The following is a 17,968-nucleotide window of genomic DNA, read 5'->3' as shown; positions in this document are numbered from 1 at the left end:
CAACCACCAAAGGAGGATATAGAGGAGATAACATCAATGATGTCGGGCGTGGATTGTAGTGAGGGTGTTGCAGGGTGTCAAGCAGATGGAGGTTTATTTTATTTTGTTATTGCTATTTATTGTTTTTGCATCATTTTTTATAAAGTTTTTGCGATTTTTTCGTGATCTTACCAGCGTAATTTTGTGTTTCTTTCTGCTTTTTTGAAGTTTATTTATATTTTCAATAAATATTTTTGCGCAGTTTTGATGTTATGCGTGAAATTATATCCTGCCCAAATGGGAAATATCGCGTGCAAGCCCGGTTTTCTGTGGTTTTGTTATGAACAATGATGATGTTTTGTGCATTTTTTCTTGCGCAGGCAGTCGTCATGCGGAAGCGGTACGCCCAACAAGAACCCCGCAGCGCGCAACCCCGTCGCCGCTGTTGCGCCGTTCGTTACGCTGTTTCTGCGCTTGCCGCGCCGTTATCTTTCCTTTTAATTGTCCGCGCGCCCAAACCGGCGCACTCGTTGCCGCCATGTGCATCCGGCAGGGTCAGAGCGTTTCGGCGATGGTTTCGCCCATGCGGATTTTGCGGGCGTCGTCCAGCGCGGCGCGTTTCCAGGCGATGACGCTGTTTTCGAAGAAGAGGATGACGGTCGAACCAAGATTGAAGCGGCCGATTTCCGCTCCTTTTTTGTAGTGCAGCCCGGCGCTGCGGTAGTCGTAGTCGTTTTTGCTGCCGCGATCAAGAACGGCACCGTGCCACACGGTTTCGATGCTGCTGACGTTCAGTGCACCGACCATGACAAGCGCCATTTTGCCGAAGGGGGTCGCGAAGAGGCAGACGGCGCGTTCGTTGCCGGCGAAGAGGCCGGGGATTTTGTCGAGCAGCGGCAGGGCGACGCTGTGTTTGTCGCCGGGGCAGAAGCGCATGGCGAGCAGTTGCCCGTCGCAGGGCATGTGGATGCGGTGGTAGTCGTCCGGGGCGAGGTAGAGCGTGGCGCTGCTGCCGCCCGCGAAGTATGCCGCCCATTCGCCGCTGCCGAGCAGGGTGGTGACGTGGTACGGCAGTCCTTTGGCTTGCAGGATGGTGTCGGTATCCACGGAGCCGTAGATGGCGCAGCGACCGTCCACCGGGCTGGTGATGGCGCTGTTTTCCGGGGCGACGGGGCGGGCACCGTCGGCGAGGCTGCGGGTGAAAAAATCGTTCAGGCTGCGGTAGGCGTAGGGATTTTTCTCCGCAGCGAAGTCGGTATCTGCACCGGTGAGGCGGCAGTATGCGGCGATGATGCGGTTTTTCAGCCAGCGCGGTTTTTCGATGCGGGCGAGGCGGTACATGAGGGCGCTCGTCAGGCGGCGCGGGATGAGGACGTAGAGGTGGATGTTCATGATTGTTACTTCCTGTGGATTATTGCGCGCGCAGTGTATAGCGGGGGACGAGTGAAATCCATACGGGAAGGCGGTAATCAGCGGGCGACGGGCGGTGGCGGCGGTGGCGGTGCCGCCAGGCGGACGGCTTCCTCGTCGCTGCTTTTTTCGATGAGGATTTGGTCGGGATGTTTGTTCAGGATGGTTTCGAGGTTGGCGGGCGCGACGAAGCCGGGGATGAGGGTGCCGTCTTCGAGGATGATGGAGGGGGTGCTGCTGACCCCGAGTTTTTGCGCAAGGGCGTATTGTTCGCGGATGAGGCCGGTGCAGTCGCCGCGCGAGTTGGGCAGGGGCTGGTCGGTCTGCGCCAGCAGCAGGGCGCTCAGGCGGTCGGACGAACACCACACTTGTGCCATGCGCCGCGCGGCGACGCCGTTCGGCCCGCTGCGCGGGTAGGCGAGGTAATGGATGGCGATGCCGCGCTGGGTGTATTCGAGGATGTTTTGCTGCATGACGCGGCAATAGGGACAGTCCACATCGGTGAAGACGGTGATGTGGTATGCGGGTGCGTTCGGCAGGACGCTGATCATGGTTTGCGGATCAAGTGCGGCGAGGGTTTTGACCCGCTCGCCGGCACGGAAGGTTTCGGTAACGTTGATTTGGGTTTGCAGGTCGATCATTTCGCCCTGCATGACGTAGCGGCCATCAGCGCTGATGTAGAAGACTTCGTTGCCCTGGGCGAACTGGTAGAGGCCGGGGATGGGGGATTCGACGGCGTTGCTCATGACGCGCGGATCGAAGACGGATTTGGCCAGTTCCATGTTGGGCGAGGCAGCGTGTGCCGCCGTAATCCATACGGCGGCCAGCAGACAGAGGAGTGTGCGCATTGTTGTGTGGGTTTCCGGGCTTTCTTGCCGTGTATCTTACCGACAACAAATGTGTGCTGTCATGATGTTATTTTTAGGTTACGGTTCGTTTATGCCGGATTCAGGCGCGCGGGTGGTGGGCGGCGAAGATGCCGGCAAGGCGGGCTTCGGCGACGTGGGTGTAGATTTGTGTGGTGCTGAGGCTGCTGTGGCCGAGCAGCATTTGCACGACGCGCAGGTCGGCGCCGTGGTTGACGAGGTGGGTGGCGAACGCATGGCGTAGGGTGTGCGGCGAGACGGGCGCGGTGATGCCGCAGACGGCAGCATAGTCGCGGATAAGTTTCCAGAAGGCCTGACGGGTTATGGCTTTGCCGCGTTCGTTGAGGAAAAGGGTGTCGTCCAGCGGTTTTTTGAGCAGTTGCGGGCGGGCGCTATGGATGTAGCGCTCGACGGCAGCCACGGCGTCTTCGCCGATGGGGACGATGCGTTCTTTTTGCCCTTTGCCGCGTACACGCAGGATGCCGTCTTGCAGATTGAGGTTGCCGAGGCGCAGGCCGACGAGTTCGCTGACGCGCAGGCCGCAGGCGTAGAGCAGTTCGAGCATGGCAGCATCGCGGCTGCCGGTTGGCGTGGCGGGGTCGGGTGCCGCCAGCAGTTTTTCGACGTCTGCTTCGCCGATGCTGCGCGGCAGCGGTTTTTGCAGGCGCGCGGGTTCGAGACGGGCAGTCGGGTCGTCGCGGCGGTAGCCGTTTTCGGCGAGCCAGGCGAAGTAGCGACGCAGGGTGGTGCGCATATGGGCAAGCGAGGTGGGTTTGCGTTGCAGATCCATCATCCGCGCCAGGACGTTTTGCACGTCGGCGGCGGTGAAGGTGTGCACGGGTTTGTCGAGCAGGCGCGCGGCGAGTTGCAGGTCGTTGCGGTAGCTGGCGACGCTGGCAGCGGCCAGGCCTTCTTCGAAGAGCAGGGCGTCGCAAAAGGTTTCTATCATGGCTTCTCCCGTCCGTTACAATGGTTTCTCGGATGCGCCGCGAAACGCATGGTTGTCTCGCTTGGCGCGTGTTTTGGTTTTGGGATTATAGGTTTGTTAATGCGTTTTCGGTTTTTTTATGGATGGTTGCTGGCGGCGCTGATGGTAGCGGCGATGCTGGCTTGTGCCTGGTGGTCGCTGCATGATTCTCGCGCGCTGGTGCTGCGCGATCAGCCGCTGTTGCAGCTCACGGCGCAGCAGGAGGCGGCAATCCGCGCCCTGCAAGGCGAGCTCGTGCTGGAAGCGTTTGTGCGCAACAATCCGCAGATGCGGCGCGGGTTCAGTGATTTGGTCGCGCCGTTTCGGGTGTTGCAGCCGAATTTGCGTCTGGAATTTGTCAATCCCGACACGGATCCGCTGCGAGTGCAGGCGCGCGAGGTCACGCGTGAGGGGCAGTTGTTTTTGTCCGACGGTACACACGGTGAGCGGATTGATGTCGCCAGTCCGCAGGGGATTGCCCAGGCGCTGCTGAATCTCGGCGAGACGAGTGATGTGCAGATTTTGCATTTGCAGGGGCACGGCGAACGCGCTTACCGGCAGGACAGCAGCGGTAACTGGCGCGCGGCGTATGAACGGGTGCGCAATGCGAAAACGACGGTCACGGATCAGGATCAGACGCGCACGGTGGAGATTCCGCGCAGTGTCAATGTGCTGGTCATCGCCGATCCGGAAGAGATTCCGCAGGCGCATGGCAGCGCGTTGCAGACGTATCTTGCGCGCGGCGGCAGCCTGCTTTTTACGACGGATACGCGGCACCCGTATTTACCGCCGTGGCTGGCGACGTTGAGCGGGTTGCGCCTGGTTGAAGGCAGTGTGGTCGATGCCGGTGCGAAGGGCTACGGACTGGATGATCCGCAGTTGTTGCTGGTGGAGGAGTTGGGCGAGGATGTCGTCAGCGATGGCATCAAGCAGGCGCCACTGCTGCCGACGGCGGTCGCGCTCGCCGATAATCCGGACAGCCCGCCGACCAGCGACTGGACGCGCCATGTGCTGCTGTGGTCAGGCAAGCAGAGCTGGGCAGAGAAGAATGCCGATGCGGGCGTCATCATGCCGGACGAGGGCGAGGCGAAAGGGCCGCTACCGCTCGGCTGGGCGCTGGAACGCGATTTTCAGGGCAGGAAGCAGCGCATCATCATTCTCGGCGACAGTGATTTGTTTCAGGACAATTATTTGAACGTCGGCGGCAACAGCACCCTGGTGCAAAATCTCTTTGCCAGCCTGATGCCTGCCCGCGCCCACGCCAACATCGCCCCGCCGGAACTGAAAGACCAGTACCTCACGCTCACCGAAGGGGAAATGCTGTGGCTGGCCATCGTGCTGATTGTCATCCTGCCGCTGTTACCGCTGATTATCGGGCCGTATCTCGCATGGCAACGCAAACGGCGCTACGGTTAAGCGCACTCGCGCTGTGGGCGGCGCTGCTCGCGCTCTTTCTCGCGCTCAACGCCCGCATGGCTGGCGGCAAAGCCTTCCTCGACCCGGCGCAAGTGCGGCATATCCGCATTGATTACAGCGGTGAACCCATCGAACTTACCCGTGACGGCACGGATTGGCAAAGCGGCGGCACACCGGTGCGGCACGGCCGCACCGAGCAGATGCTCGACCTCCTCGCCGCCTGCCACAGCCCGCAGCCGCTTGCCGCTATCCAGGCCGCGCCCTCGCGTCCCGTCACCCTCGGCATCGACGGCAAAACCTACACCCTCGGCGCCTACAACAGCTTCCACCACGCGCACTATCTGGATGACGGCACGACCGCGTGGCTGTGCAACGAAAACCTCAAAGCCATGCTCGCCCAGCCGCCCGCGAGCTGGTTTCCCAAACCCACGCCTGATCATGCCTGAATTACCCGAAGTCGAAACCACCCGACGCGGCATCGCGCCGCACATCGAAGGACAACGCATCCACACCGTCCGTGCCCTTGTCGCCAAACTGCGGCAAACACTGGATAACGCCGCGCTTGACCGCCTCGCCGGATGCGTCATCAACCACGTCGCCCGACGCGGCAAACACCTGATTCTGCACAGCGACGACCCGCACCGCGCCCTGCATATCCACCTCGGCATGAGCGGCGCCCTGCGCATCGTTCCGGCAGACAGCCCGCGCAAAAAGCACGACCACGTCACGATAACGTTAGAAAACGGGCAGGAACTGCGCCTGCATGACCCGCGCCGCTTCGGCCATGTCGCCGTCATTGACCCGCTGCAACCACCGCCCGCACTGGCCACATTGGGTGTTGAACCGCTGGATGACGCCTTCAACGGCACCCGTCTCTACGCACAAACGCGCGGCAAAACGGCGGCAATCAAAACGCACATCATGGATCAGCGGCATATTGTTGGCGTCGGCAACATCTACGCAACCGAAGCGCTGTACGCAAGCGGCATCCACCCCGCCCGCCGCGCAAGCAGCCTCAGCACAGCCGAATGCACGACGCTGGCGGCGGCTATCAAGCACGTCCTGCAAGAAGCCATCGCCCAGGGCGGTACCACCCTGCGCGATTTCAGCCAGCCCGATGGCACCAGCGGCTATTTCGCCGTCAAACTCGCGGTGTACGGCAAAAGCGGCGAACCCTGTCCGCGTTGCGGTACGACGCTGGCGCAGGAAACCATCAGCGGGCGTAGCAGCGTCTATTGCCCCAAGTGCCAGCCCTTGCACACAAAAACACCCGCCTGACCCGCCGCCCGCGCCCGGACGACGCCGGGCATATCGGGGCAGGAAGAAGCACGGCAGCGGATACATCCTGTGCCCCGCCACTGCCCCGGAAAACTGTTACAATCCGCGCACCTACCGTTCATCCCCTCGCATGAAAAGACGCCTTCTCCTCGCTGCCGTACCTTTTGCTCTCGCCGCCTGCGGTTTTCACCTCAAAGGCGCGCAACAGGCGAACCATGTGCACAGCATCCATCTTGATCTGCCCGACGGCAACGGCGAACTCGCCGAGGCCATCCGCGCCGCCCTACGCCAGCAAGGCATCAGCGAAAGCGCGGATGCCGCCGTGCGCGTCAGCATCAGCGATATCGACAACCAGCGCGTGCGCACCTCGACCGGCAGCAAGGGCGACACCCAGGAAATCGAAATCTTCGACAGCTTCCGCGCCACCATCAGCGAAAATGGTGAGACGCGCGGCAGCCAGACCTTCACCGGGCGCAGCAACATCCTCTACCGCAGCAACACCTACCTCGGCAGCCGCCAGGAAGAAGCCGAGGCGCACCGCTACATCGCGCGCGACAACGCCGACAAGCTCATCCGCTACCTCAACGCCATTATCCGATGAACCTCGCCGCGCAAGACACCGCCCGCCACCTGAAAACCCATCCCCTGCCTGCCGTCAGCCTCATCTACGGCAGCGAAGCGCTCTTGAACGCCGAAGCGCTGGACGCCCTGCGTGCGCGCGCCACCGCCGACGGCTTCGGCGAACGGCAGCGCCTCTACGGCGACACCCGCATCGACACCCTCATCGCCGAACTCGAAACCCCCTCGCTCTTCGCGCCCAGGCGCCTGCTCGAACTCTACCTCGACCAGAAAAAAGCGGACAAGGCGACCGCCGACACCCTCACCCGTCTCGCCGCCTTGCCGCTCGACAACACCCGCCTCATCCTCTACGCGCCGAACCTTGACAAACCGCACACCACCGCCTGGTACAAGGCGCTGTTCAGCAAAGGCAACCTCGCCATCATGAGCCAGGCGCTCTCCCCCGAACAATTCGCGAAACAAATCGGCACCCGCCTGAATGCCGCCAAACTGCGCCTGACAGAAGCCGCGCAGGAACTGCTGCTCGCCAACTGCCGGGGCAACCTCTTTGCTGCCAAACAGGCGATTGAGCGCCTTGCCATCCACCCGCAGGCGCAAAGCGTCATCGACGACACCCTGCTCACCGAACTGCTCGACGACTTCTCGCAATTCAACACCTTTGCCCTGAGCGACGCCATCCTCGGTGCCGACTGGCTGAACGCCTGGCGCATCGCCGCCCGCCTCGAAGCGGAAAACCCGCGCGACACCACCCTCATCACCTGGCTCATCCAGCGCGACATGACCGTTCTCATCGGCCTCGCCAACCTGCCGCCACACGCACACCCCGAACACTACACGCAGTACAACATCTTTGCCGGCCAGCAGCGCCGCTACCAGGCGGCACTCGGCAAACACGGCAGCGCCGCCCGGCGCACCCTGCTCAAACTTGCCGCCAGACTCGACCGCATCACCAAAGGCGCGGAACATGGCGACTACTGGCACACCCTCAAACAGCACCTGCTCCTCCGCGCCCAACAACAACGACAAGCCGCATGACCTACACCCCGCCCCGCAGAAACCGCCGCATCCCGCTGCAACTCGAAGAAGGCCGCGCCTACCAGGGCCGCATCATCAACTGGAACGACGAAAAAGGCTACGGCTTCATCCAGATCCAGCCCGGGCACGAAAACCTCTTCTTCCACATCAGCAACTTCGCCTACCACCACCGCCGCCCGGCGGCGGATACCGCCGTCACCTTCCTCGCCGTCCCTGCGCCGAAAGGCGGCTGGCAGGCGAGCCGCGTCCTCCTGCGCGAACACGAACATGCCATCATGGACAGCGACGCCTACGACATCGCCGACAAAAGCAAACCCAAACGCATCGAAGGCTACGTCTATGCCGTGCTCGATGTCCTCTACTTCCTCGGCCTGACCCTCATCTCGCTGCCGCTCGGCATCACCAGCGCCGTGATGAGCGTGCTGACCGTCGTTCTCTACCGCTACGACAAGCGTGCCGCCGAACAGGGCGGACAGCGCATCCCCAACACCACCCTGCATCTGGCGAGCCTCCTCGGCGGCTGGCCGGGCGCGCTCATCGCCCGCCCGCTCCTGCGCCACAAACTCAACCAGAAGCGCTTTCGCGGCTTCTTCTGGGCGAGCATCGTCGCCAACTTCGGCATCCTCTACCTGCTCATCGCCTACCTGCCGCCCTACAACCCGCTGACCAACTTCTGAAACCATCCAAAGCAAAGGAACCCATGAACGCAGACGCACTGAAAACCCTGGTCGAACACAGCCTTGAAGAACTCAAAGCCGTTGACATCGAAACCATCGACCTTGCCGGCAAAACCGACATCGCCGACTACATGATCGTGGCGAGCGGCACCTCCGACCGCCACCTGCACGCCCTTGCCGACAAAGTCCATCTCGACAGCAAAACCGCCGGGCACCCGCCGCTCGGCATGGAGGGCGAAGACAGCCGCGACTGGGTGCTGGTTGACCTCGGCGACATCATCGTCCACCTCATGCGCCCCGAAACCCGCGAACACTACGCCCTGGAAAAACTGTGGTCGCTGCCGCCGACGCGCGACTGAAACCGGTTTCAAGCAACAAGACTTTCTCCGCAGGCGGGCGTCGGCCCGCCGTAACCATATTCATGGCGGGCTTCAGCCCGCCATTGGCTATGAACGCTGTTTTATAGTCGCTCCAAACAGGAATGATGCGGTGTCGGCGAGCCGCGCCGGGTACCCATAAAACCCGCGCCGTACTATCTGTACTGTCTTCAGCTCGCCGCCCTGTCTCATTCCTGATCTCTCCCGGAATGGGTATTACAGGTTCCAGCGGAAGGTCAGCATGGCGTTGCGCGGTTCGCCGTAGTAGTTGCCGAAGCCCGCCGCGCCGGGGGTGCTGTAATAGCGCTTGTCGGTGAGGTTGTCGATGGCAAGGCCGAAGCTCAGTTTGTCGCTTGCGTCGTAGTGCACGCCCGTCTGCCACAAGGCGTAGGAACTCTGTTCGCTGTTCCAGCTACTGACGATGCGGCTTTGCCAGTTGACGCCCGCGCCCACCCGCCATTTTTCGGCAAAGGGCAGGCGGTAGTCGCCGTAGAGGCGCAGGAGGTGGCGCGGGGTCTGCGCGCTGAAATTCATGCCTTTGCTGATGCTGCCGCCGCTTTCTTTGTATTTGCTGATGTTGTAGGTGTAGCCGCCGTAGAGGCGCAGTTGTTCGTTCACGTCGCCGCCGATTTCCGCGTCCACGCCCCGGCTTACCACGTCCATCGGGATCCAGTAGCGCTGTCCGGCGGCGTTGCGTTTGCCGGAGTTGATTTGCCGGTCGTGCTGTTCGGTCTGGAAGAGGGCGATGCCCGCGTTCAGGCCGCCGTCACGCCAGCTGCCTTTCCAGCCGATTTCGTAGCTGCGGCCGATGGCGGGCGGCATGACGTTGCCGTTGATGTCGAGGTTCGCCTGCGGTTTGAAGATGCTGGCGTAGCTGGCGTAGAGGCTGTGGTTGTCGCCGAGGTCCCAGGTCGCGCCCAAAAACGGGATGAGACGGTTGTTTTTGTAGGTTTTGTGGGTTTCGTCCGCCGCCGCCCCGGTTTTTTGCGAGCGGTAGTGGTAGGGGCGCTGCCAGCGGGTGTAGCGCGCGCCGCCGATGAGATGCAGGTCGTCAGTGGCGTTGAAGCGCGAGCTCAGGGTGAGGCTGTGGGTGGTGAAGTTGCTGTCGGTGGCGCTGGTGAAGTCGGTTTTTGCCCAGTCGGGGCGGGCGATGTCGCCGGTGTAGGTGAAGATGTTGTGTGTGCTGTCGCTGTCGATGCGGTCGTAGTCGATGTGGTTTTTTTCGCGGTTGTAGTCGTAAGCGGCGTAGAGTTCGTGGCTGCGGCCGAGGGCGTGGTAGGTGCCGTTCAGGTCGGCCTTGAAGGCAAGCTGGGTGCTGTTGCGCCTGTCGCGGTGCAGGTCTTCTTCGGCCATCTCCGGTGCGGCGCGGCTGACCGTGCCGTCGAGGTAGGCGTAGCGGTCTCTGGATTGTTCGCGGCGGTATTCGAGGGTTGCGCCCGCTTTCCAGTCGTCGTTGAAGCGGTGTTCGTAGGCGGTGAAGCCGCCCCATTTGTGGATGTCGTCCTTGTTCCAGGCGGCACCGAGGTAGGTTTTGCGCGGCAGGGTGAAGTCCGCCGGTTGCGGCAGGCCGTTCACGTCCGGCACTTGCCGCTGGTACTGGTAATAGCCGCCGAGGGTCAGGGTGCCCGCCGTGCCGACGGTTTTGTCGAGGACGCCGTAGAGTGCGGCGTTGTTGCCCTTGACGCGTTTCTGGAAGGTGCGGCCGTTGTCCAGCGCGACCACACCGCGTCCGCGCAGGCCGTGTCCGGCGCTCAGGGTGCCGGATGCGTCCAGCGTCGCCCGCGTTTTGCCGAAGCGGTCCAGGGTGAGGTCGCCGCCGATGTGGGTGTCGTCCGTCGGCCGCTTGCGCACCGCGCTGATGGTGCCGCCCGGCTCGCTGTTGGCCGTGGCCAGCCCCGGCGCGCCGCGCACGACTTCGATGCGTTCGTACATGGAAAGGTCGGTGATGCGGCGGGGGTCGCGTGCCGGACTGCCCGCCACGCCGGGCGCGCCGATGGTGGTGCTGATGCCGTCTTCGGCAAACTGGTCCACATAGAAGCCGCGCGACATGTAATGCTCGCGCCCGCCGCTGCGCACCACGTTGATGCCGGTGGTGTTGCGCATCGCGCCGCTCAGGGTGTCGATGCCCTGCGCCTGCAAGCGCTCGCTCCTGGGTGATGACGCTGACCGCCTGCGGTGTTTCCTGCGGCGTGAGCGGGAGGCCGGTGGCGGCGGTGACGGTGGCGGCCGCGTCGTGCTGCACCACGACCGGGGCCAGGGTGTCGCTGTCCGCCGCCTGGGCAGGCCATGCCAACGCGGCAGCGAGCGGCGTCAAGTACAAAGTCTTCATGGTAAAACCCTCAATGGAAACAACAAGCAACGACGCCGTGCGGCGTGTTCGCGGGGGCCGGACGGCATCGCCGGGGATTTTACATACATATGAATGATGAATGCTTGACTCACATCAACGCAAGTTACCACTACAACAACGACAAAACATCATTCAAACACAGAAAAACGCAGCGAAAATTCCTACCAACCGTGTAGCGGCGGGTGGCAGGGAAAGCGCTCGTCCGCGCCGCGCCGCCGGTGGTAACAAAGACGGAAGCGCTATACAATCCGCGCCTTTATCACCCCACGGAAAACCCCATGCTCGAAGACATCCGCGACAGAAAGACCAACCGCATCACCTACGCCCTCGTCATCATCGCCGGTATTGGCATGCTGTTCATCGGCGTCCCCTTCTTCAACCAGCCGGGCGGCGAATTCGCCACCGTCGCCACCGTCAACGGCCATGACATCCCGCTCAGCGCCTACAACAATGTCTATCGCGACATGCAGCAGCAATTCCCCGACCTCCCCGAAGCCGAGACCAAAGAGCGCACCCTGCGCACCCTCATCACGCAAAGCCTCTTCCGGCAGCATGCGCTGGACAGCCGCTTCGTCCTGCCGGACACCGCCCTCTACCGCATCATCAAAAGCCAGTTCGGCGACAACGAGCAATACCGGCAATGGCTGGCCGCCAACCGCCTGAGCGCCGAGGCTTACCAGAACAGCGTGCGTCAGGATCAGACCGTATCCGCCTACTACCGCGCCCTGCTGAGCGACCCGGGCGAGAACCACCCGCTGCTGCAACACTACCTGCACACGCTGGCACAAGAACGCGGCTACACCCTCTACACCATCCCGCGCGCCCCGCTGGCGGAAGCCGTCGGCGTCAGCGATGACGCCCTGCACGCCTATTACGACGCACACAGCGGCGACTACATGACGCCGGAAACCGTGGACATCGACTACACCATCTACGACATCGCCGACCTCGGCGCGAGCGCGGAACAAATCGCCGCCGCGCGGCGGGACAGCGAAAAACGCGGCGGCCGCTACATCATCTTTGATGACGGCAAAGACGCCGCCGCCGCTGCCGCCGCCATCAGAGCCGGCGAAAAGACCTTTGCCGACTACTGGCAGGCCGTCGCCGACAAAAGCACCGGCGGCGAAACCGGCACCCTCGACCCCGCCGCCAAAGACAAAAGCATCACGCCGGAAATCGGCGCGGCCCTCTTCGCCCTCGGCAAAAGCGGCGACGTCAGCCCCGTGGTCAAAAGCGAATACGGCGACATGCTGATCGAACTCGGCAGCATCGAGGCGAACAGCCAAAGCGATGACGAACTGCGCCGCCTCGCCGCCCAGCAAAACCTCGACATCTACGACAGCCGCGCCAACCAGGCCTTCGACGCCGCGCAAAACGGCCAGCCGCTGCCCGCCATCACCGGCATCACCGGCGGCACCATCGCCAGCCTGAAAAACATCAGCGCCGCGAGCACAGACGCCGCCTGGCTGCAAAACCCGCAAGTGCGCGCACAACTCTTCGGTGCCAGGGCGCTGGCGGACAACAAGACCGCCGATCCCGTCGAAATCGCGCCGCAGCAAACCGTGTTCTTCGTCGTCACCCACCGCGAAAAACCCGAATCGCGCCCGTTTGCCGACGTGAAAAACGATGTCGAACGCGACTACCGCAACGCCGAGGCGGAAAAAGTCCTGCGCACGCGCGGCGAAGCGCTGCAAAAAGTGCTCGCCGCCAACGGCGACCCCGCGCCGCTGGTGCAGGAATACGGCGTAGAAATCCAAACCATCACGCCGGCCAACCGCTTCAGCAACAACCCGATTGTGCCCGTCCTCTTTGAAAAACCCGAACGCATCACCGCCCACACCAGCGCGAACGGCGACCTCATCATCGCCCGCCTCGACAGTGTGCGCGACGGCGACGCCAAGACGCTACCGGACAACATCCGCCAAACCGCCGCCTTTGCCTGGCAGCAGCAGGACATGGCGACGACCTACAACAGCTATGGCGACTGGCTCTACCGCCGGGCCAAAATCAAAGTCAACGACGACATGCTGCAACGCCAGTAACGAAAAGCCCCGCCATGCGGGGCTTTTTTATTTCAGAAAATCCGCCCGACCCGGCCGACACCGGGCGCGACACCCATCCCCGGCAGCGCTTCCGGATTGATACTCCACCGCCCCGCCAGTTGCAGCGGCATACATTCCTCACTGCCGCCGCAATCCAGCCATGCCGCAAACGCCGGGCCATGCAGCTCAATCAGCCCCAACTGCCGCTCCTCCGCCGTCTGCGCGCCCTCGTTCTGCATAATCCCGCCGTCGGCATAGGCGAAACGGCGCAGCCATTGCCCATCGACGGCCCTGGCCCAGGCGACATAATCCACCCCACGGTGGCTGGCGAAAGCCTGCACTTCGGGAAAACCGGCAACCAGCGGCGCGAGCAGCGCCTCGAAGCACTGCGTGGTGGGCGCGTGTGCCGCTTCTAGCGGCGGCATGCCGACGACGAATACCCAGCCCTGCACGGGCGGCGAGACGAACACCACACCGACGGCCTCCCTGTCTTGCCCGTGCTGCGCCCAGTACGCCATATCGATGCCGCTCTGCCAGTTGGCGCGGCGCACATCCTGCGCCTTGAGCAGCGCCAGCACCCGCTCCGGCGCGGTCGTCTTGACCGCCAGCCAGCAGGTTTTAAGGCCAAATGCCAACGGCTGATCGGGGGTGTCATCCAGCGGCGGATGACCATCCGGGATACGCAGCACCGCATCCCCGGCCGGCAGTCTCGCGGCACCTTGCGGCGCGGCCTGCCGCCGCCCCGAAAACCGCGCGGCCAGCCATCGACGTAACCGGGACATAAAAACCTCCAAAAAAACAGAATGACAACCGTGAATGGATGATGAACCCGCAAACCGCTGAAAACCGCGCAAGCGGGGCGGCATGCCCCATCAGACGGGACGCTCATGCCCGGATGAGGTCGGTCAGTTGCGCGAAGCGGTCGATGAGATAATCGGCGCGGGTGGCGGGGTTTTCGTGCAGGGCGCGGGTGTCGGCGTAGCCGTAGGTAACGGCGGCGACGGGGCAGCCTGCGGCTTTGCCGGCGCGGATGTCGTTGGCGGAATCGCCGACCATCAGCATCCCGGCAGGCGCGACGCCGAGCCGTGCAGCGGCGGTGAGAAGCGGCAGCGGTGCCGGTTTTTTTTCGGGCAGGGTGTCGCCGCCGTAGAAGAGGGCGAAGTAATCGGCAATGCCGAGGGCGGCGAGCAGGCGGCGGGCGAGGGTCTCGTTTTTGTTGGTGACGACCGCGAGCGGCAGGCCGCGCGCGCGCAGGGCGGCGAGGGTCGCGGCGACGCCGTCGTAGAGGCGGGTGGCGTCATGCAGGTGGTCGCCGTAGTAGGCGGTGAAATATTGATAGGCGGCGGCGTGTTGCGCGGCTTCGGCGTCGCCGTCGCGGGCATCGAGCAGGACGCGGTGCACGAGACGCGGAATGCCGTCGCCGATGTAGCTTTCGATGCGCGCGGTGGGCAGCGGGGCGAGGCCGCTGTGCACGCGCGTGGCGTTGGCGGCGGCGGCGAGATCGGGCAGGGTGTCGCAGAGGGTGCCGTCGAGGTCGAAGGCAAGGGCGTGGATGGTCATGGGGTTACTCGCTGGGTTTGTGGTGCTTGGGTTGGTTCCCCCTCCGCCCTGCGGGCACCTCCCCCCGCTTGCGGGGGAGGGTTCTCTTCGCGCAGGCGGGGAGGGGCTTTACTTTATGGGAAGGCCGGGGCTACGCCGCATCCGCCCGCTGTATTTGTATGTCGTAGTGGCGCTGCCAGTCGCTATGCGGGGCGAGGCGGATGATGCCCAGTTTGTGTTCGAGTTCGCCGTCGTAGTCGGCGCAGTCCATCACCCCCGCCCAGGGTTCGATGCAGATGAAGGGCGCTTCTTTGTCCGCCGGGGTCCACAGGCCGAGGTAGGGCAGGTCGGTGTAGCTGACATTGATGGCGGGCGCGGGTTGTTTGCCGTGCAGGCGGATGGTGGCCGGCGTCGGGGTGTGGTAGATGAGGGCGTCGTTGGCGAAGGCGGCGTAATTGAGGGCAAGGTGGCGTTCGCCGGGGTGCGGGGTGGGGTCAAGCAGGCCGTCGCGCCAGCCGAGGCGGGAGAGTTCGGCGGTTTCGATGTGGATGTGGTGGTCGGCGAAGGTGTCGCCCTCGGCCAGCGGCAGGGCGAAGGCGGGGTGGCCGCCGATGGAGAAGAGCAGGTCTTCCTGGGCGGCGGGGTTCGCAACCTGCCAGCCGACGCGCAGGGTGTCACCGTGCAGGGTGTAGCTGAGGTCGAGGATGAAGGCGAAGGGGTAGTTTTCGGCGCTTTCGCCGTCGTCTTCGAGGCGGAAGCTGATGCGGTCTTCGTCGTGTTCGAGCAGGCTGAAATCGCGGTCGCGCGCGAAGCCGTGCTGCCCCAGGGTGTAGCTGCGCCCGCGATAGCGGTATTCGCCGTTTTTGAGTTTGCCGACGATGGGGAAGAGAATGGGCGCGCGGCGTTTCCAGTAGCGCGCGTCGCCCTGCCAGAGGTATTCGTGACCGCCGCTGACGAGGGATTGCAGCTCGGCACCGTGAGTGCTGACGGTGATGGCAAGGTAGTCGTTTTCCAGTCGGTACATGGGGTTCTCCCGGTGTGTTTGGGGCGGGAAGTATAGTATTTGCGGCATGGGTTGGGAATCGGCGGGAATGGGCGGGGATTTTTTTGTTAGTATTCTGCTTTATTCGCGCCACGGCGCTTTTTTTGCGTTTTTTTGAGGTTTTTTATGCGTTCTTTTGACAGGTCGGCGTTCTGGGCGACAGGGTTGATGTTGTTCGCGCTGTTTTTCGGCGCCGGGAACCTGATTTTTCCGGCGATGCTGGGGCAGCAGGCGGGAGAGCATGTATTCCGCGCGGTGTTCGGCTTTTTGCTGACCGGGGTCGGGTTGCCGCTGCTCGGCATCGTCGCCGTCGGCTATGCCGGGGTGCGCGACGCACAGTCGCTCGCGTCCCGCGTGTCGCCCGCTTACGGGCTGGTGTTCACGCTACTCTTGTATTTGACTATCGGCCCGCTGTTTGCCCTGCCGCGCACGGCGACGGTGTCGTTTGAAATCGGCATCGTGCCGTTCCTGCCGCCCGGCAGGTCGAAGGTCATGCCGCTGGCGCTGTTTTCGCTGTTTTTTTTCGCGCTCAGTTGCTGGCTGGCGCTGTCGCCGGGTGAGCTGGTGAACCGTATCGGCAAGGTGCTGACGCCGCTGTTGCTGTGTTCCATCGCCATTCTCGTCGGTGCGGCGGCGCTGTTCCCCAGCGGCGCGTTGCAGGCGGCGCATGAGCCGTATGTGCTGCATCCGGTCGCCGCCGGGATGATCGACGGCTACAACACGATGGACGGCATTGTTTCGCCGATTTTTGCGGTGATTGTGCTGGAAGCGGTGCAGGGCTTCGGGATTCACGGGCGGCGGCAGGTGCTGCGCATGGTGGCGTTTTCCGGCTTGCTCGCGGTGTGCTGTCTGGCGCTGGTGTATGTGTTTATCGCCTGTCTCGGCGCGGGCAGTGTCGCGGGCATCGGTTTGCAGGACAACGGTGCCGCCGTGCTGGCGCAGACGGCGCATTTTTATTTCGGCAGCGCGGGCAAGGGGCTGTTGGCGGTGATTATTTTCCTCGCTTGCCTCACGACTTCGGTCGGCCTGATTTGCGCCTGCGCCGAGTATTTTCACCGCCTGCTGCCGCAGGTGTCTTATGTGCGCTTCGCCGTGCTGTTTGTGCTCGTCGCCGGTGTGTTCGCCAATTACGGCCTGAGCGGGATTATCCGCCTGTCGCTGCCGGTGCTGATGCTGCTTTATCCGCTGACCATCGTGCTGGTGCTGCTGACCTTTGCGCACCGCTTTTTCGGCGGCAGCCGCGTGGTGTATGTGCTGACGGTTGCCGCCACCGCCTGCGCCGGGCTGCTTGATGCCGCGCGGCAGGCGGCCGGCTTTTCCGCTGAAACGGTCGCCGCCATCAGTCGTTGGCTGCCGTTTTTCGATATTCAACTCGGCTGGGTGCTGCCCGCTGCGGTCGCGTTCGTGGTCGGCATCATGCTGCGCCGGGTTGGGGGTTCTTCTGTACAACGTGAGGAAAAAATGTCATGAGCAGAATCGTGTATGTAAACGGGCAGTTCCTGCCGGAGGAGACCGCTGCGGTCTCGATATTTGACCGCGGCTTTTTGATGGCGGACGCCGTCTATGAGGTGAGCGCGGTGGTGGACGGCCGCCTGGTCGATAACGACGGCCACCTGCGCCGCCTGGAACGCAGTCTCGGCGAGCTGGCGATGCCCTTGCCGCTGCCGCCGGTCGAACTGGTCGCGCTGGAAGAGCGGCTGATTGCCGACAATCAGCTGCGCGAGGGGATTGTCTATATTCAGGTTACGCGCGGCACGGCGGACCGCGATTTTCTCTATGACCCGGCGATGCGCCCGACGCTGGTGCTTTTCACCCAGGCGAAGACGATTATCGACGTGCCCGCCGCGCAGAAAGGCTTGCGGGTGATGGCGCATCCCGACATCCGCTGGGGGCGGCGCGACATCAAGACCACGCAACTGCTGGCGCAGTCGCTGGCAAAGATGGCGGCGAAGGCGGCGGGATTCGATGATGCCTGGATGGTCGCGCCGGACGGCTTCGTTACCGAAGGCAGCTCGAACAATGTATGGATTATCAGGGGCAACACCCTGACGACGCGTCCGGCGACGCACGAAATCTTGAACGGCATCACCCGCCAGACGCTGTTCACCCTGTTGCAGGATTGCGGTCTCACCCTGGACGAACGCCCCTTCACCATCGCCGAGGCGCAAGCGGCGGATGAGGCGCTGATGAGCGCTGCCGGTTCCTTCGTGCTGCCGGTGGTCGAAATTGACGGCGTAAAAATCGGCGACGGCACGCCGGGCACATACACCCGCGCCCTGCGCGAGGGCTATATCGCCCGCCTGCGGGGCTGATACCCGCGCCAAGAGAAAAACCCCGCCCAGGCGGGGTTTTTTATAGCCGTTTCAAACAGGAAGGAGACAAGGCGGCGAGCCGAAGGCAGTACAGGTAGT

The 17,968-nt window shown here is 63.2% G+C and carries 18 protein-coding genes; 11 read left to right on the top strand and 7 right to left on the bottom strand.

The window, feature by feature from the left end; all coding sequences use genetic code 11:
• Positions 1 to 534: 534 nt before the first annotated feature.
• The 3 genes from asd to xerD form a co-directional block, all read right to left on the bottom strand.
• Positions 535 to 1,371, bottom strand: a complete 837-nt coding sequence (asd, locus tag Q0562_RS08645; protein ID WP_298643513.1) for an archaetidylserine decarboxylase — start codon at positions 1,369 to 1,371, stop codon at positions 535 to 537.
• Positions 1,372 to 1,448: 77 nt separating this feature from the next.
• Positions 1,449 to 2,237, bottom strand: coding sequence for a DsbC family protein (locus Q0562_RS08640; protein ID WP_298643511.1), 789 nt, complete (start codon positions 2,235 to 2,237; stop codon positions 1,449 to 1,451).
• A 100-nt stretch (positions 2,238 to 2,337) separates the two neighbouring features.
• Positions 2,338 to 3,204: a site-specific tyrosine recombinase XerD gene (gene xerD, locus Q0562_RS08635; RefSeq protein WP_298643509.1), complete on the bottom strand. Its 867-nt coding sequence runs from the start codon at positions 3,202 to 3,204 to the stop codon at positions 2,338 to 2,340.
• Between the two features lie 99 nt (positions 3,205 to 3,303).
• On the opposite strand from xerD, the gene Q0562_RS08630 reads away from it, so the two are divergent.
• The 7 genes from Q0562_RS08630 (at position 3,304) to rsfS (ending at position 8,566) form a co-directional block, all read left to right on the top strand.
• Entirely contained in the window at positions 3,304 to 4,638 is a 1,335-nt protein-coding gene (locus Q0562_RS08630) for a Gldg family protein (RefSeq protein WP_298643507.1), read from the top strand.
• Complete coding sequence (locus Q0562_RS08625) at positions 4,611 to 5,084, top strand: hypothetical protein (protein WP_298643505.1); 474 nt, start codon at positions 4,611 to 4,613, stop codon at positions 5,082 to 5,084. Before Q0562_RS08630 ends, Q0562_RS08625 begins: the two co-directional genes overlap by 28 nt.
• Positions 5,077 to 5,916 (top strand): bifunctional DNA-formamidopyrimidine glycosylase/DNA-(apurinic or apyrimidinic site) lyase, encoded by an 840-nt coding sequence (gene mutM, locus Q0562_RS08620; RefSeq protein WP_298643504.1) that lies wholly within the window; start codon positions 5,077 to 5,079, stop codon positions 5,914 to 5,916. The genes Q0562_RS08625 and mutM overlap by 8 nt, the downstream gene beginning before the upstream one ends.
• A gap of 130 nt (positions 5,917 to 6,046) precedes the next feature.
• On the top strand, positions 6,047 to 6,517 hold the full coding sequence (lptE, locus tag Q0562_RS08615; RefSeq protein WP_298643502.1) for an LPS assembly lipoprotein LptE: 471 nt from the start codon (positions 6,047 to 6,049) through the stop codon (positions 6,515 to 6,517).
• The gene (gene holA / locus Q0562_RS08610; protein ID WP_298643500.1) at positions 6,514 to 7,530 is read left to right on the top strand and encodes a DNA polymerase III subunit delta; all 1,017 of its coding nucleotides are present in this window, start codon (positions 6,514 to 6,516) and stop codon (positions 7,528 to 7,530) included. The genes lptE and holA overlap by 4 nt, the downstream gene beginning before the upstream one ends.
• Positions 7,527 to 8,207 (top strand): cold shock and DUF1294 domain-containing protein, encoded by a 681-nt coding sequence (locus Q0562_RS08605; RefSeq protein ID WP_298643499.1) that lies wholly within the window; start codon positions 7,527 to 7,529, stop codon positions 8,205 to 8,207. Before holA ends, Q0562_RS08605 begins: the two co-directional genes overlap by 4 nt.
• 23 nt (positions 8,208 to 8,230) lie before the next feature.
• A complete protein-coding gene (rsfS, locus tag Q0562_RS08600) occupies positions 8,231 to 8,566 on the top strand; it encodes a ribosome silencing factor (RefSeq protein WP_298643498.1) in 336 nt (111 codons plus the stop codon).
• Positions 8,567 to 8,800: 234 nt separating this feature from the next.
• On the opposite strand, the gene Q0562_RS08595 is transcribed toward rsfS, so the two are convergent.
• The gene (locus Q0562_RS08595) at positions 8,801 to 10,723 is read right to left on the bottom strand and encodes a TonB-dependent siderophore receptor (RefSeq protein ID WP_298643496.1); all 1,923 of its coding nucleotides are present in this window, start codon (positions 10,721 to 10,723) and stop codon (positions 8,801 to 8,803) included.
• Positions 10,724 to 10,740: 17 nt separating this feature from the next.
• On the opposite strand from Q0562_RS08595, the gene Q0562_RS08590 reads away from it, so the two are divergent.
• The gene (locus Q0562_RS08590) at positions 10,741 to 11,010 is read left to right on the top strand and encodes a hypothetical protein (RefSeq protein ID WP_298643495.1); all 270 of its coding nucleotides are present in this window, start codon (positions 10,741 to 10,743) and stop codon (positions 11,008 to 11,010) included.
• A 202-nt stretch (positions 11,011 to 11,212) separates the two neighbouring features.
• Complete coding sequence (locus Q0562_RS08585) at positions 11,213 to 12,976, top strand: SurA N-terminal domain-containing protein (protein ID WP_298643493.1); 1,764 nt, start codon at positions 11,213 to 11,215, stop codon at positions 12,974 to 12,976.
• Between the two features lie 32 nt (positions 12,977 to 13,008).
• Here Q0562_RS08585 and Q0562_RS08580 read toward each other — a convergent pair whose 3' ends face one another.
• From Q0562_RS08580 to Q0562_RS08570, 3 genes are all read right to left on the bottom strand, one after another.
• Positions 13,009 to 13,758 carry a hypothetical protein gene (locus Q0562_RS08580; RefSeq protein ID WP_298643491.1) on the bottom strand — a complete coding sequence of 250 codons (750 nt, stop codon included), beginning with the start codon at positions 13,756 to 13,758 and terminating at the stop codon, positions 13,009 to 13,011.
• A 103-nt stretch (positions 13,759 to 13,861) separates the two neighbouring features.
• Entirely contained in the window at positions 13,862 to 14,536 is a 675-nt protein-coding gene (locus Q0562_RS08575; RefSeq protein ID WP_298643490.1) for a phosphoglycolate phosphatase, read from the bottom strand.
• 130 nt (positions 14,537 to 14,666) lie between these two features.
• Positions 14,667 to 15,539, bottom strand: coding sequence for an aldose 1-epimerase family protein (locus Q0562_RS08570; protein WP_298643489.1), 873 nt, complete (start codon positions 15,537 to 15,539; stop codon positions 14,667 to 14,669).
• Positions 15,540 to 15,683: 144 nt separating this feature from the next.
• Between Q0562_RS08570 and brnQ the strand changes: the two genes are divergently transcribed.
• Positions 15,684 to 17,027: a branched-chain amino acid transport system II carrier protein gene (brnQ, locus tag Q0562_RS08565; protein WP_298643487.1), complete on the top strand. Its 1,344-nt coding sequence runs from the start codon at positions 15,684 to 15,686 to the stop codon at positions 17,025 to 17,027.
• Positions 17,024 to 17,869 carry a D-amino-acid transaminase gene (locus Q0562_RS08560; protein WP_298643486.1) on the top strand — a complete coding sequence of 282 codons (846 nt, stop codon included), beginning with the start codon at positions 17,024 to 17,026 and terminating at the stop codon, positions 17,867 to 17,869. Before brnQ ends, Q0562_RS08560 begins: the two co-directional genes overlap by 4 nt.
• The last annotated feature ends 99 nt before the right edge of the window (positions 17,870 to 17,968 follow it).

The organism is uncultured Cardiobacterium sp. (assembly GCF_938028825.1).
GTDB lineage: Bacteria > Pseudomonadota > Gammaproteobacteria > Cardiobacteriales > Cardiobacteriaceae > Cardiobacterium.
Note: the sequence above shows the minus strand (reverse complement) of the source record. Positions and strands in the feature narration are given on the sequence as shown.

Bases quoted from the DNA above. Each gene is read 5' to 3' on its own strand.
- xerD (WP_298643509.1), bottom strand. From the start codon at position 3,204: ATGATAGAAACCTTTTGCGACGCCCTGCTCTTCGAAGAAGGCCTGGCC.
- Q0562_RS08590 (WP_298643495.1), top strand. From the start codon at position 10,741: ATGACGCTGACCGCCTGCGGTGTTTCCTGCGGCGTGAGCGGGAGGCCG.
- Q0562_RS08625 (WP_298643505.1), top strand. From the start codon at position 4,611: ATGGCAACGCAAACGGCGCTACGGTTAAGCGCACTCGCGCTGTGGGCG.
- Q0562_RS08570 (WP_298643489.1), bottom strand. From the start codon at position 15,539: ATGTACCGACTGGAAAACGACTACCTTGCCATCACCGTCAGCACTCAC.
- Q0562_RS08575 (WP_298643490.1), bottom strand. From the start codon at position 14,536: ATGACCATCCACGCCCTTGCCTTCGACCTCGACGGCACCCTCTGCGAC.
- lptE (WP_298643502.1), top strand. From the start codon at position 6,047: ATGAAAAGACGCCTTCTCCTCGCTGCCGTACCTTTTGCTCTCGCCGCC.
- Q0562_RS08630 (WP_298643507.1), top strand. From the start codon at position 3,304: ATGCGTTTTCGGTTTTTTTATGGATGGTTGCTGGCGGCGCTGATGGTA.
- Q0562_RS08640 (WP_298643511.1), bottom strand. From the start codon at position 2,237: ATGCGCACACTCCTCTGTCTGCTGGCCGCCGTATGGATTACGGCGGCA.
- Q0562_RS08585 (WP_298643493.1), top strand. From the start codon at position 11,213: ATGCTCGAAGACATCCGCGACAGAAAGACCAACCGCATCACCTACGCC.
- mutM (WP_298643504.1), top strand. From the start codon at position 5,077: ATGCCTGAATTACCCGAAGTCGAAACCACCCGACGCGGCATCGCGCCG.
- holA (WP_298643500.1), top strand. From the start codon at position 6,514: ATGAACCTCGCCGCGCAAGACACCGCCCGCCACCTGAAAACCCATCCC.
- Q0562_RS08580 (WP_298643491.1), bottom strand. From the start codon at position 13,758: ATGTCCCGGTTACGTCGATGGCTGGCCGCGCGGTTTTCGGGGCGGCGG.
- Q0562_RS08560 (WP_298643486.1), top strand. From the start codon at position 17,024: ATGAGCAGAATCGTGTATGTAAACGGGCAGTTCCTGCCGGAGGAGACC.
- brnQ (WP_298643487.1), top strand. From the start codon at position 15,684: ATGCGTTCTTTTGACAGGTCGGCGTTCTGGGCGACAGGGTTGATGTTG.
- Q0562_RS08605 (WP_298643499.1), top strand. From the start codon at position 7,527: ATGACCTACACCCCGCCCCGCAGAAACCGCCGCATCCCGCTGCAACTC.
- asd (WP_298643513.1), bottom strand. From the start codon at position 1,371: ATGAACATCCACCTCTACGTCCTCATCCCGCGCCGCCTGACGAGCGCC.
- rsfS (WP_298643498.1), top strand. From the start codon at position 8,231: ATGAACGCAGACGCACTGAAAACCCTGGTCGAACACAGCCTTGAAGAA.